This is a genomic window from Robiginitalea sp. (assembly GCF_982776155.1).
This window is the reverse complement of record NZ_CEXZKX010000001.1, coordinates 653,427-666,245: the sequence shown is the minus strand read 5'-3', so window position 1 is coordinate 666,245 and position 12,819 is coordinate 653,427. Positions and strand designations below refer to the sequence as shown.

The following is a 12,819-nucleotide window of genomic DNA, read 5'->3' as shown; positions in this document are numbered from 1 at the left end:
GTCGTTTACTCATTTTTCGGGGGCGTGATCATGATATGCGCCCGATGCGTACCCGGGTCCATGAGCCAGGCGTGGCCGGGAGGGGTCGGAGTAGTGGGTAACCCGGTGGATTCCCCGGTTGCAAAGGGTACATAAAACACATAGCGCACATATCCGTCGGTGATTTCCCCGGTGGATTCGTCTACCGTACCGCTGAATACGCAAAGTGTTGCCTTATCCGGCATGGCGAGTTTCCCGGCCTTTACCTCTTCTTCCCGGATATCGAAGATTTCCTTTCCGTCCCTTCCCTGGGCGCGCAGTTCCCTGCCCCGGGCCATAAAGGGTTCCAATTCCCGGTGATAGGCAGCCGCTGAGAACCGGTCATCCGAGGGGTCGTCCGCCAGGGCGATATACGCATTGGTCCCTTCCTTCAGGGTTACCAGGGTCCCGTCCCGGGAATAGCCCAGTACGGCGGCACCTTCCCTGAAATCTTCCGGTACGGCAAGCAGGGCCGTGCGTATCTGCCAATCGGCAGGCGGTATGTTCTGTGCGGTTATGGCTTGCAGCCCCATCAGGGCCATCAGAAAAAACATCCGGGTTTTCATCGAATCAACTTTTTAGTATTTCGCACTTTTTCCATCGGCTTGCGTCCGTAATATAAAGTTGCGCAGGTCGTCGTTGGCCTTTTTTAAATCCTCCCGCCTCAGGTACATCATGTGGCCGCTGCGATAGCCCTTGAATTCGAACCGATCCTTCATCCGCCCGCTCGGGTCTACTTGCCACATGGTGTATTTGGCGTTGAAGTAGGTGGTGGCTCCGTCGTAATATCCGGACTGTACCAGCACGTTCAAATAAGGGTTTTGAGCCATCGCCTGGCGCAGGTCGTCCCGGGTGTTGTCGTTTTCATTGTTCCAGGGGTGGACAGGTCCGAACATATTGTATTTGATATCCGTTTTAAAATTCAATTCCTCCTGCAGGTAGTAATTGATGGCGGGGGTGAAACTATGCAGCCAGGAGGTGATCTCGGAGTTGTAATCCGGGCGCATGCCCGCCAGCGTCTTGTCCATCCCGAGGTAGCGGCTGTCGAGCCTGCCGACGGTATACCCCCCTTTTTCGCGCAGCAGGGCCTTCCAGAAAAAGGAGGTGGGCACGTCCAGGTTCAGGTCCAGGATGTCCTTCTTCTCGAGCCCGGAGTAATAGGCCATTTTCTCAGCCACGGCCTGCCGCTCCGAGGCTTCGATAAACCCGCCTTTGGCAATTGCGGGGATCAGCGTATTGATGGTAAACTCCTCGGATTCCGGCAACACTTCCAACAGGTCTTTTTGCTGGAGTGCAGGAGGCAGCGCCTTATGGTGCCAGGCCGCCGCGGTGTAATAGGGCAGGTTCAGCGCGCTGCTCACGGGGCCGCCCACTCGAATGACCTTGTAATCGGCAGGGGATACCATAATGACGCCGTTCAGATACATCCACTGCTGGTTCTGCAGTGCCAGGGACAATCCCATCACGCGGGTGCCCCCGTAGCTCTCCCCGATGATATATTTCGGGGAACGCCAGCGATTGTGGCGCGTTACAAAGGTGTTCAGCCATTCGGCCAGGTAGGCGATATCCGCGTTGATGCCGAAAAAGTGTTCCCGGTCCACTTCCTTTCCCTCTTCAGGGATGGTTCGGGAATACCCCGTATTGGCCGGGTTCACGTATACGATATCCGTCACGTCCAGTACGGAATACGGGTTGGCATCCACTCCGTAGGGCTGGATGGGATACCCCTCGTCGTCGATCTTCAGCACCCGTGGCCCGGTATAGGCCAGGTGCATCCAGACGGAACCGGAGCCCGGGCCCCCGTTAAAGGAAATCAGCAGGGGTCGCGCTGCCCGGTCCCGGACGTTGTTCCGGGTATAATAGGTATAATGAAGAGCAGCGATGGGGTCCCCGGTGGAATTCCATACAGGTTGCGTACCGGTTTCCGCGGTATAGGAAATGTTTTCGCCGTTGATCGTCACGCTGTGCTGGGTGACTACGGTGGTATCGATGGGCAATTTGCGCTCCTGGCCTTCCAGGTTGGAAAATACAGCGAGGAATAACAGGAGCAGGGTAGTCTTTTTGGTCATGTCGGTATTTGAATTAGCGAACTAAAAATAAGGCTTTTTGGGAAGTTGCCGCCCTCCACCCGCGAGAATTCCCGATTGGCGTTCCCGGCCGGGCCTTTTCAGCGGTTCTTTAGTATCTTTATAAAAAATGCAGGATATGGAATCTATTACCCGCCGTACGTTTAACAACCGGTTCTCCCGGGGGGTTGCCGGCACATTCCTGATGGGCAACCTGCCGCTGGCTTGCGGCATGGGTGCGGCCGGGCAGGAGAATGGGAGCCTGGGCATCGCCCTGGTAGGGCTCGGAAGCTATAGCACCTACCAACTGGCCCCGGCCCTGCAGGAAACCCGCCACTGCCACCTGGCCGGAATTGTCACCGGAACGCCTTCCAAGGCTTCCCGCTGGATGAGCCAGTACGGCATCCCCGGGGAGCACGTCTACAACTACGAAAACTTTGACAGCATTGCCGGGGACGATGCCATCGATGCGGTCTATGTGGTGTTGCCCAACAGCATGCACGCGGAATACGCTATCCGCGCGGCCCAGGCCGGGAAACACGTCATTTGCGAAAAGCCCATGGGCATCAGCGTAGCGGAGTGCGACGCGATTATCAAAGCCTGTGAAGTTGCGGGGGTAAAACTCGGCATGGGCTACCGTTTGCATTCGGAGCCCTATACGCAGGAGGTCAAGCGCCTGGTTCGGGAGAAAACCTTTGGGGAGGTCCGATACGTCATGGGCGAAGCGGCCTATATCTCCAGGGGCAACCCGGATCAATGGCGGCTTGATAAAGTCCTTTCAGGCGGTGGGGCATTGATGAATATGGGGGTTTATGCCATCCAGAGCTGTATTTACGGCTGCGGGAGGAACCCGGTGGCCGTAAGTGCACAGGAATTCAGTACGCGGCCCGAATATTTCAAGGATACGGACGAAACCATCCTGGCGCAGCTTACCTTTCCAGGCGGCGTTGTCGGCTCAGTGATGACATCCCATAACGCAAACGCCAACCGCATGTACGCTTCCTGCGATTCGGGCTGGTTTGAACTGCAGCCGGCAAACAACTACGGCCCGCTCAGCGGCCGGACCTCGGACGGGCCCATCCAGTTTCCACACGAATCCCAGCAAAAACTGCAAATGGACGACTTTGCGCGCCACGTCCTGGAAGGGGCGCCGAATTTGGCACCGGGAGAAATGGGCCGCCGGGATATGATCATCGTAGAGGCCATCTACCGTTCGATCCGCGAGGGAGGGCGGACCATACCGCTAGACATCCCGGAAGGCTACGGTTTCGGGGGGTGAGCCGGGTTATTGACCATGGGGTTTACATTAAGTTCAGCTAACGTCCCGAACTACTAACATTCAATTAATATTTTTAACGTTTGGTTGATATAATCGTCAAGTAAAGACACTTTTTGCTTTACGTACTTTGCAGGGTGCAGCCCGTAATTTTGAGAAGCATTTAACAAATAACCTCTCTTGAAATTATGAAAGCACACCTGAAAGCAGCACTGGGAGCAGGACTCCTTCTTTTTACTTCCTGTTCCAAACTGGACGATTTCCTCGGCGATGGCGGAGGTCATGGTTCGGACGACAGCCCGGAAGGCACCCTTTTCGAAAACAAATCCGGACTCACCCCACTGGTTAGTATCCGGCCGGAGTTCTCACAGGTTTCGGCCTATTCCCTGCTGAGTACCACGGATATCCTGGATAACGGTTTCCAATTGGCGGGTGCCGCCGACGGTGCCGGATTCCTCGAAAATGGCGATGGCTATATCTATATCGTCAACTGCGAGGACGATTACGCAGTGGCCCGCATCCATCTGGACAAAAATCTGAATCCCTTAACCGGGGAGTATTTGCTCAATTCGGGCGTGGACGATTTTGCCCGCCAATGTTCCGGTACCATGTGGGAAAGTTCCATCCATGGCGGATCCCAGGACCTGTTCCTCTCGGCTTCAGAAAGTTTTAACTACGACGTAAAGGGTATCGATCCCTACACGGCCAATCCAACGCCCACGGCCGATTTCGGGTTGGACGCCCTGGGCGAATTTTCCTGGGAGAATGCCGTACCCCTTCCAAAGAATGCGTACCCGGGTAAAACAGTCATCATCGGCGGGGACGATGACTCCAGCAATTCAGAAGGCCAGATTACCATGTACCTATCCGAAAATGGAGATGCGGATTTATCCGGAGGGAAAATATATGTACTTCGCCTGAAAGAAATCTCCGATGGCAATGGTGGTAAAATGACCTGCGAAGCGGGGATTGTTCACAACGAGGGTGAACTGGATTTCGGAATCACCTACGATGTGGAATTTGTAGAAATAGCGGATGGGGCAGCCCTTACCAAGGATGAAATGGAGGAAGCCTGTATTGCCGTAGGGGCCACCGCATTCATGCGTGTGGAAGATGTGGATTACCAAAAAGGCAACGACGCGAATGGCAGAAATGTATTTGTCGCTGTCACTGGCCGCGGTCCTGGCCGGGGCACTTATAATGACTGGGGTACAGCCTATCGCCTGCAGCTGGACCCGCAAAACCCGCTCTCCGGCAAGCTCACCCAGATAATCAGCGGGAATACGGACACCAACAACATGGATGGGAACCTGCCGCTGCTTCAAAGTCCGGACAATATCGCCGTAACCGAAAACTATATCTATTTACAGGAAGACCCGAACAGTTTTGACAGGGGGCATGCAGCCTACATCTATCAAACCGATTTGGACGGCAACAATGCCAAGGTGGTTCTGGAGCTCGAAGTGCGGCAGGAACTGGATCCTACCGGGAGTACAGGTTTGAGCGGGGAGTTTGGAGCGCTAACCGACATTTCTGATAAGGTGGGGATACCGGGCACTTTCCTGCTGGCCTTGCAGCCACACTATTGGGAAAGCGATGCTTTCAAAGGCCTGGATGGCCACGATATGGAAACCCGGGCCGATGCCCTCGAAGCGGGAGCGCGCGAAGACGACCAGGGGTCGCAGATCGTTATTTTGAAGGGGCTTCCCCGATAATTGCTTGAATCAATCACCGAAATGGCCCCCATCTGCGCATGGGGGCTTTTCAATACATAAAACGAGCCTTATGTACAGACTCCTTCTGTATTTAACTTTGCCTGCCTGTGCCTTTTTACTTTGGGGATGCGGCGAAGGCCCTTCTTCCCTGCACGGTACGGCAGCCGGAGTAGCAGACCTATCGGTTCCGGCTCCCACCACCGACAATTTTTCAGATGAATATCCATGGGGTGGGGCGCAGGCCTACTATGCACGGCAAATGGAGACAGCCATTCGACTATTGGATTCAATGGCTGTGTTGCATGCATCCAAAACCACCGATTCAGCTGTCCTGCGCAGCGTTTTCCGCGAGGCGAGGCGGGCGTTTAAAAGAGCAGAGGCCTACGGCTCTTATCTCAACCCGGAGATTGGGCATCGGGCCAACGGTCCGGCCCTGCCGGTTTTCACCGACGACAGTCAGCGGGTACTGCAACCCCTGGGTTTACAAAAGGTTGAGGAAACGCTATTTGAAGGCGAAACATACCCTGGGGCGCTCTATCAAGAGATCCGGATTACCCGGGGACTTTTGCGAAATTTATTGGGCTATATACGAAAACACCCCCCGACCCCCAAACGGTATTTTATTTCCCAGCACCAGCAACTCATGCGTGTGGCCAGTTTATCTATTACCGGGTTTGATACGCCGGTGAGTTTATGGGGGCTGGATGAAGCAGCAGTTTCCCTGGAAAGTATGCTGCAGGTATATGAAATCGTCCTGCAACGCCAAATCCGGCAGACGGAGCCTGGCCTGGACGACAGGTTTGTGAGTGCGCTTCAGGATGCTGTTGCTTACCTGCGATCGGGCAGGGATTTTATGGCCTTTAACCGGTATGAATTCCTCAGGGACCGTTTCAATCCGATGATGCGTGCCTGGGTTGCCATTCGCAAGGCCAGCGGACTTTGGGACGAGGAAGAAGCGGGGCCATTTAATATGGACGCCCCAACATTTTTTGAGCCGGACAGCTTCAATGCGTCATTTTTTATGCCGGTTACCAATAGCCGGATTACGGATGCCCAGGTACTTCTGGGTGAAAAACTCTTTTACGACCCCAATCTGTCAAAATCCGGAACCATGTCCTGTGCATCCTGCCATTTGCCCGAACAGGCATGGGCAGATGGCCGGGTTGCCAGTCCGGATAACGTTGGCCTGCCCCTGGAACGAAACACGCCCACATTGGTGAATTCAATCTTCCAGCAGGCATTTTTCTGGGATGGCCGCTCAGATGATATTATGGCACAAATCCGTTCCGTATTTACAAATGAAAAGGAGTTTGACAGCGGTGTCCATACCTTTTCGGATGCCATCTTACAGGACACGTCCTATATACGCCTCTTTGAGGAAGCCTATTCAGGCGTACCCACCCGAAACCGGGAAGTTATCAAGGCGCTATCGGCCTATATCAGTACGCTAACCGGGATGGATTCCCGTTTCGATCGGAATATTCGCGGGGAAGAAACCACACTAACCGAATCGGAAATACGCGGATTCAACCTGTTTTCAGGCAAAGCGCTTTGCGCAACCTGTCATTTCCTGCCACTCACCAACGGGACTGTGCCGCCCTTTTTCCTGGAAACTGAAAAAGAAGTGATTGGCGTCCCGGAAACTGCGGCCAATGCCGCCTGGGATGCGGACCCGGGCTTTTATACCCAATTTGAGGAACCCATCCACCTGGGGATGTTCAAAACCCCAACGGTGCGAAATGCGGCCCAAACGGCGCCCTACATGCACAACGGCGTGTATGCCACGCTGGAGCAGGTCATCGAATTCTACAACCTCGGCGGGGGCACAGGCCTGGGATTCGACCTGGAGCACCAAACGCTCCCATTTGACGAATTGCAGCTCACGGCCCGGGAAATTTCCGACCTGACCGCATTTATACGGACCCTGGACGACCTGCCACCTTCCCCGGACGCCAAACAAAAGCAATCACCCAACCTGTGAAAATTATGTGGTACAGACTATTACCTTTTGTATGCTGCCTGATAGCGGCATTTGTTATTACCGGCTGCTCAGACGGGACAAACCCGGAGGACACGCTTTATATTGAGGCCCCAACCACAGAGAACGCAGGAAGCGGGGAGGTGGAAGGCGGTGAGCATGCAGACGAAGATTCCGGCCGGGAAGCGGAATCCGGCAATAATGAAGGCTCCGGAAATGCCGAAGGGTCAACCGGTTCAGCAACTGATCCGGACACGGCTCGGGACGATTTACCGCTTCTGAGCGAGCTGCTCAAGGATCAGCAGGACCTGGCCCGGTTTGTGGAAGCCATGGTAATTTCCCCCGAGTTGCATGAATTATTGGCAGATACCGGGGGGGATTATACGGTATTTGCCCCGACCAATGCAGCCATTGACGAGCTTTTTGAGAGCTTGGGCGATCCGTATAACGGCTTTGCCGATTTTGAGTCATCCCTGGAAAAGGAGGCGATTCAGCAGCTGGCGGCCTATCATGTTGCATCCCGGTCGCTTGCTGTCGGGCAATTGACTGAAGGGCAAATCCCCACGTTACTTGCCGGCGAAACTATCTGGGTAGGCAAGGATGCCAAAGGCTGGTATGTGATGGACGGATTCCTGCGGAAATCCTACATGGACCTCGCTGTTCTGGAGGCTTCCAATGGCTATATCTACCGGATCGACAAGATCCTGGTCCCGGAAGTTGTCCGGGATTACCTGTTTTAGCTGGTTTTCAATTGCCCGTTCAGGAGGGAAACCCTTCGAACACCCCAAGGCCGAACAGGGCGAAATCGTATTTGACCGGGTCTACCGGGTCGAGTTTACGCAGGGATGTGTCCAGTTCCGCCACGGCCCGGGCGTCGTTTTGTTTGCGTTTGAGCAGGCCGAGGGCCCGGGCCACCTTGCCGCTGTGCACATCCAGGGGGCAGGAGAGAATTGCCGGGGGGATGTTTTTCCACAAGCCAAAGTCCACGCCCCCGGATGCCGGGCGGACCATCCAGCGCAAAAACATGTTCAGCCGCTTGGCCGCCGATCCGCGCGCCGGGTCCGAGAAGTGTTTCCGGGTGCGGGGAGCATGCGGGATTTCAAAAAAATGTTCGCGGACCCTGGAAATGGCGGGTTGCATGCCTGAAGGGGCGTATTTGGTGAAAACCCCTTCCAGGCCGCCGTGTTCGCTGTAGATATGCCGGAGGGCGCGGGTAAAGGTGCGGAGGTCATCGGCGTTAAATGTCCGGTGCACGAATCCGTCCAGGCTGTCGAGGTCGGAAGGAGTTGCCTGCATGACGAAATCAAAGGGTGCCTGCCCCATGAGCTCCATCATCCGGTTGGCGCTGCGAATGATGCTCTTCCGGTTGCCCCAGGCAATGGTGGCCGCCAGGAATCCTGATATTTCGATGTCCTCCTTGCGGCGGAAGCTGTGCGGGATGCGAATCGGGTCGGTTTCCAGGAATTCCGGCTGCTGGTAGCTGGATACTTTGGCATCCAGGAATTCGCGTTTTTCGTTGAGGGTCATGGGATGTCAGGAAACAATTTGCCCGTCCACCATGGTCAGCGTCCGGTCCGCCATTCCGGCAAGTTCCTCGTTGTGGGTGACGATGACGAAGGTCTGCCCATAGGTGTCCCGGAGTTCAAAGAACAGGTTGTGCAGGCGGTCGGCACTGGCGGAATCCAGGTTCCCGCTCGGTTCATCGGCTAATATAACCGCGGGCTTGTTGATCAGGGCCCGGGCCACAGCCACCCGTTGTTGTTCCCCTCCGGAGAGTTGGGAAGGCTTATGGTCCATCCGGCTGCCCAACCCCAAAAATTCCATGAGTTCCCGGGCCTGTGCTTCGGCTTCCGCCCGTTCCGTATTCCGGATGAACGCGGGGATACAGACGTTTTCAAGGGCAGTGAATTCCGGCAACAGCTGGTGGAATTGAAAGATAAACCCGATCCGCTCATTGCGAAACCGCGCCATCTGCTTCTCCCCGAGACCTGTGATGTCCTGCCCGGCGATGGTTACCCGGGTATCGTACCCGGGGGCCGGCTGGTCCAGGGTGCCCAGGATCTGCAACAAGGTGGTTTTGCCCGCCCCGGAGGCCCCGACCACGGAAACGATTTCAGCCTCCCCGATCTCCAGGTCGACCCCTTTGAGGACTTCGAGGTCCCCGTAAAACTTGTGAATATTTGCAGCGCTGATCATTGGGTCTTATTCCGACGGGGAAAGTAACTATTCGGCCAGAATCCGCAAAATCAATTCCGCCTAAGTACCCGCAGGCATGGGCCAAAAACCGGTTTTTTTTCCCATCTTTAATGCAAATTCACAACCATGCCGTATCGCCACCTTGAAGAGTACAATATTGAGGTCACCCGGGAAGTTACCGACCACTACGAGCGCATCCTCAGGGAGATCGGGGAGGACCCGGCCCGGGAGGGACTGCTCAAGACCCCGGAACGAGCCGCCAAAGCCATGCTGTTCCTCACCCAGGGGTACCGGCAGGATGCGGTCGAAATCCTCAAGGGCGCTATGTTCCGGGAATCCTATAGCGAAATGGTCCTTATCAAGGATATCGAGGTGTACTCCCTCTGCGAACACCATATGCTCCCTTTTTACGGCAAGGCCCACGTGGCCTACATCCCGGACGGCCACATCGTCGGCCTGAGCAAAATCCCCCGGGTGGTGGATGTCTTTGCCCGCCGCCTCCAGGTGCAGGAACGCCTCACGGACGATATCCTGGAATGTATCAATACCACCTTGAAGCCCCGGGGGGTTGCCGTGGTCATTGAGGCCGCCCATATGTGCATGATGATGCGGGGCGTACAGAAACAAAACTCGGTTACGACAACCTCCGGGTTCCGGGGCCAGTTCGAAAAAAGCGAAACCCGGAACGAATTTCTGAAACTGATCAGTTCGGAACTCCACTGATGCAACCCGCCCGAAATGAATGCGTTATTTGAAGGTAAAAAAAGGAAACTCCTCTTCGGGCTGCTGTTCGACGGGATTGGGATGCTTTCCCTGCTCATCCCCGGGCTGGGGCCGGCCCTGGACCTGATCTGGGCCCCGCTTGCCGGCTGGTTGATGACCCAGCTCTATGCCGGTACAGCCGGACGAGCCGCAGGATTTGTCGCCTTTGCCGAGGAGTTGCTGCCGGGGACGGACATCGTTCCGACCTTCACGCTTATGTGGATATATACCTATTGGATTCGGAAAGGAAGGCATGACCCGTCAACCCGCTAAATAAAGGAAATAGCGAGCGCCCGGGAAATGCCCGGGCGCTTATCAATTATCAAATGAGTTATTCCTTATTGGAATCCGACCCGCTTTGGGTTAAAGCGTCATGCTCAACCCGAGGCTGATATTTCTTCCCATATTGTTGATGCCGTCGGCCTTTAGGCGTGAGAGGTGGGCGATGTATTTGGTGTCCAGCAGGTTATTTGCGGCAATCCGGATATCCAGGGGGTTCCCGAAAAGCGGAAGTCGGGTTCCGAGTCCCGCATGAACGAGGTTGTAAGCCGGGGTTTCCGTTTCAAAATCCCCAGGCCTGCCCTGCCTGAAATAGGTTTCTAATCCCAGGAATCCATAAAAGTTTTCCAGGTTACTTGAAATTTTATCCCATTCCACCCGAAGTGTATTCCGCCAATTTACCGGCGGGATAAGCGGCAATGGCGTCCCGGAATCGAGTTCCCCGATTACTACAGCCACGTTGCTTTGAAGGTGCAGCCAGTCCAGCGGATGCGGGTGCAGGTGGAAAACAGCCTCGCCCCCATAGAGGGTGGCATCCTGTTGCCGGTATTGAAACTCCGGGTCCCCTTCCACAGTATTTCCCGTTGGTGCTATAAAGATAAAATCCCGGATCCGGTTATGGAATCCGTTGATCCCCAACTCAAAGTGTTCTCCTTTATATTCCAGGGAAAGGTCGGCCTGAACATTGCGTTCGTTTTCCAGGTCCGGATTTCCGATTTCAATGCGGTTTGCGCCGGAATGTGTTCCATTGGAGCCCAGTTCGGACAAGTTTGGTGCCCGGAACCCCGAGGCCAGATTCAGGCGACCGATCACTCGTGGTGCAATGTCTATGCGGTATCCTGCGGCGGCGTTAAAGCTATTGAAGGAACGATCCAATGGTCCGATGTATTCGCTTTCTCCGGGTGTGCCAAACGCATCGCTATCGATTTGTCGCCGGTCGTACCGGAGCCCGAGTTGCAGGTCGCTTTTCTCGAAGTGGACATGCGAGGTGGCCATCAACCCCACATCGACTGTGCGGGCGTCCGGGACGAGGATTTCTTCCCCCGCATTGGAGTTTTCTTGCCACATGCCCTGTAAGCCCACTACGGTCTGCCAGCTATCCCCCGAAGGACTGAATTGATACTGCAGGTTATAGTTCAGCGTATTGAGTTGCATATCCAGAGACGGGCCTTCTTCTCCGTGTTCTTCTTCGGCATGCTCCTCCCCATCTTCTTCTCCTGCATGCTCTTCATGGTCTTCGAATTCCAACCGAGAATTTCCCACGTAACCAAGGATTACTTTGAGACTGGAATTTTTCATAAAGAATTCCGTGGTATTACTTAGAATGTGCGATTCTATTTCCTGGTAGGGTAACAAAGGTGTCCGATCTGTTCCCTGCACCCCGATTTCCTCGGGAATGCCTGGTTCCGAACGGTTGTAGTTGTATCGCAAATCGTTTTTGAACCGGCCGGATGCATAACCCACGCCTGTCTTCAGGTCCCATTCGCTGAACCGGGAATTCGTGATGCGGGTATCCCCACCATCCTGGTAATCTGCATGGGATGCCCTGGCAAGTCGGGCCAGGAGTTTCCATTTCTTTCCGGAAACGCCGGCCCCTGCATTCGCTGCGACCCCGGATGTGTTACCGAAATATAGGGCTGTGGCATCCGCCTGCGCAGTGCTCGCCGGGGCATATCGCTGCGGGTTTAGGTATAATACCCCCCCCAGCGCATCGGAACCGTAGAGAAGTGAAGCAGGGCCTTTGATCACTTCAACACTTTCGATTCCGGCATCGCTGATTCCGAGGCCGTGTTCATCTCCGAATTGCTGATTTTCCATCCGAATACCCTGAGTATAAACCAAAACCCGGTTCGAACTCAAACCACGAATCACAGGTTTGCCGATTCCCACCCCGGTACTCACCGTCTCCACACCGGCGATTTGGCGGAGGCCTTCGGCGAGGGTAGGGGACCCGTTTTTCCGGATTTCAGCCAGGGGGGCCTGTTCCACTTTCATAACATTTTCGCGTTGCAATTTGTGAAACGGCGTGGACACGATCACTTCTTCCATTTCGATGGCACTAGGCCGGAGGCGGATGGTCAGTGAAGGGTTATTTTCCCCCAGGGTAATGCTTTGGGTGAACGCGGCATATCCGATCATCGATACCACCAACTTGTATGTGCCTTCAGGCAATTGTCGGATATGGAAATTTCCATCGGTATCGGTAATCACCCCGTTTTCGAGTTGGGGAAAATAGACGGTAGCCTGTTCCAGGGGGGCATTGTCAGAAGCGTCCAGTACGCGGCCCTGCAGTTCATGCTGGGCGTGAAGCATGCCCGCAAGCAGCAGGCAGCCTATGGTAAATAGTATTCTCATTGGTAAGCGGATTTAGTCGTTATGTAAAGGAAAGTGCACCCAAATGGTAAGGGTGCCAATAAGAGCCGGGTTAAACCGGAGGCGCCCGTAACGAATAAAACCGGGGAGAGTCACCCGCCACCCCTTGAACGGTATATATTAGGGGTCGGTGGTTTACTGCAAATTGGAAAGGCT

At 54.9% G+C, this 12,819-nt stretch carries 11 protein-coding genes; 6 read left to right on the top strand and 5 right to left on the bottom strand.

What is annotated here, in order from left to right:
- Positions 1-5 precede the first annotated feature (5 nt).
- Together AC3DKS_RS02775 and AC3DKS_RS02770 are read right to left on the bottom strand one after the other, a co-directional pair.
- Positions 6-584, bottom strand: a complete 579-nt coding sequence (locus tag AC3DKS_RS02775) for a hypothetical protein (RefSeq protein WP_015755046.1) — start codon at positions 582-584, stop codon at positions 6-8.
- Between the two features lie 12 nt (positions 585-596).
- Positions 597-2,087, bottom strand: coding sequence for a S10 family peptidase (locus tag AC3DKS_RS02770; RefSeq protein WP_015755045.1), 1,491 nt, complete (start codon positions 2,085-2,087; stop codon positions 597-599).
- A gap of 136 nt (positions 2,088-2,223) precedes the next feature.
- On the opposite strand from AC3DKS_RS02770, the gene AC3DKS_RS02765 reads away from it, so the two are divergent.
- The 4 genes from AC3DKS_RS02765 to AC3DKS_RS02750 all read left to right on the top strand — a co-directional run bounded on the left by AC3DKS_RS02765 (position 2,224) and on the right by AC3DKS_RS02750 (position 7,793).
- A complete protein-coding gene (locus AC3DKS_RS02765; protein ID WP_272607360.1) occupies positions 2,224-3,363 on the top strand; it encodes a Gfo/Idh/MocA family protein in 1,140 nt (379 codons plus the stop codon).
- 185 nt (positions 3,364-3,548) lie between these two features.
- The gene (locus tag AC3DKS_RS02760; protein WP_015755043.1) at positions 3,549-5,075 is read left to right on the top strand and encodes a PhoX family protein; all 1,527 of its coding nucleotides are present in this window, start codon (positions 3,549-3,551) and stop codon (positions 5,073-5,075) included.
- 70 nt (positions 5,076-5,145) lie between these two features.
- Positions 5,146-7,056, top strand: a complete 1,911-nt coding sequence (locus AC3DKS_RS02755; RefSeq protein ID WP_272607359.1) for a cytochrome-c peroxidase — start codon at positions 5,146-5,148, stop codon at positions 7,054-7,056.
- A gap of 5 nt (positions 7,057-7,061) precedes the next feature.
- Entirely contained in the window at positions 7,062-7,793 is a 732-nt protein-coding gene (locus AC3DKS_RS02750) for a fasciclin domain-containing protein (RefSeq protein WP_272607358.1), read from the top strand.
- A 19-nt stretch (positions 7,794-7,812) separates the two neighbouring features.
- On the opposite strand, the gene AC3DKS_RS02745 is transcribed toward AC3DKS_RS02750, so the two are convergent.
- A complete protein-coding gene (locus AC3DKS_RS02745) occupies positions 7,813-8,580 on the bottom strand; it encodes a TIGR02757 family protein (protein WP_015755040.1) in 768 nt (255 codons plus the stop codon).
- A gap of 6 nt (positions 8,581-8,586) precedes the next feature.
- Positions 8,587-9,249: an ABC transporter ATP-binding protein gene (locus tag AC3DKS_RS02740; RefSeq protein WP_015755039.1), complete on the bottom strand. Its 663-nt coding sequence runs from the start codon at positions 9,247-9,249 to the stop codon at positions 8,587-8,589.
- Positions 9,250-9,375: 126 nt separating this feature from the next.
- On the opposite strand from AC3DKS_RS02740, the gene folE reads away from it, so the two are divergent.
- Complete coding sequence (gene folE / locus AC3DKS_RS02735) at positions 9,376-9,972, top strand: GTP cyclohydrolase I FolE (protein ID WP_015755038.1); 597 nt, start codon at positions 9,376-9,378, stop codon at positions 9,970-9,972.
- A 15-nt stretch (positions 9,973-9,987) separates the two neighbouring features.
- Positions 9,988-10,284 carry a hypothetical protein gene (locus AC3DKS_RS02730; protein WP_272607357.1) on the top strand — a complete coding sequence of 99 codons (297 nt, stop codon included), beginning with the start codon at positions 9,988-9,990 and terminating at the stop codon, positions 10,282-10,284.
- Between the two features lie 90 nt (positions 10,285-10,374).
- On the opposite strand, the gene AC3DKS_RS02725 is transcribed toward AC3DKS_RS02730, so the two are convergent.
- Positions 10,375-12,645, bottom strand: coding sequence for a TonB-dependent receptor (locus AC3DKS_RS02725; RefSeq protein WP_272607356.1), 2,271 nt, complete (start codon positions 12,643-12,645; stop codon positions 10,375-10,377).
- Positions 12,646-12,819: the final 174 nt, after the last annotated feature.

Bases quoted from the DNA above. Each gene is read 5' to 3' on its own strand.
- AC3DKS_RS02765 (WP_272607360.1), top strand. From the start codon at position 2,224: ATGGAATCTATTACCCGCCGTACGTTTAACAACCGGTTCTCCCGGGGG.
- AC3DKS_RS02750 (WP_272607358.1), top strand. From the start codon at position 7,062: ATGTGGTACAGACTATTACCTTTTGTATGCTGCCTGATAGCGGCATTT.
- AC3DKS_RS02775 (WP_015755046.1), bottom strand. From the start codon at position 584: ATGAAAACCCGGATGTTTTTTCTGATGGCCCTGATGGGGCTGCAAGCC.
- AC3DKS_RS02770 (WP_015755045.1), bottom strand. From the start codon at position 2,087: ATGACCAAAAAGACTACCCTGCTCCTGTTATTCCTCGCTGTATTTTCC.
- AC3DKS_RS02745 (WP_015755040.1), bottom strand. From the start codon at position 8,580: ATGACCCTCAACGAAAAACGCGAATTCCTGGATGCCAAAGTATCCAGC.
- AC3DKS_RS02760 (WP_015755043.1), top strand. From the start codon at position 3,549: ATGAAAGCACACCTGAAAGCAGCACTGGGAGCAGGACTCCTTCTTTTT.
- AC3DKS_RS02755 (WP_272607359.1), top strand. From the start codon at position 5,146: ATGTACAGACTCCTTCTGTATTTAACTTTGCCTGCCTGTGCCTTTTTA.
- AC3DKS_RS02725 (WP_272607356.1), bottom strand. From the start codon at position 12,645: ATGAGAATACTATTTACCATAGGCTGCCTGCTGCTTGCGGGCATGCTT.
- AC3DKS_RS02730 (WP_272607357.1), top strand. From the start codon at position 9,988: ATGAATGCGTTATTTGAAGGTAAAAAAAGGAAACTCCTCTTCGGGCTG.
- AC3DKS_RS02740 (WP_015755039.1), bottom strand. From the start codon at position 9,249: ATGATCAGCGCTGCAAATATTCACAAGTTTTACGGGGACCTCGAAGTC.
- folE (WP_015755038.1), top strand. From the start codon at position 9,376: ATGCCGTATCGCCACCTTGAAGAGTACAATATTGAGGTCACCCGGGAA.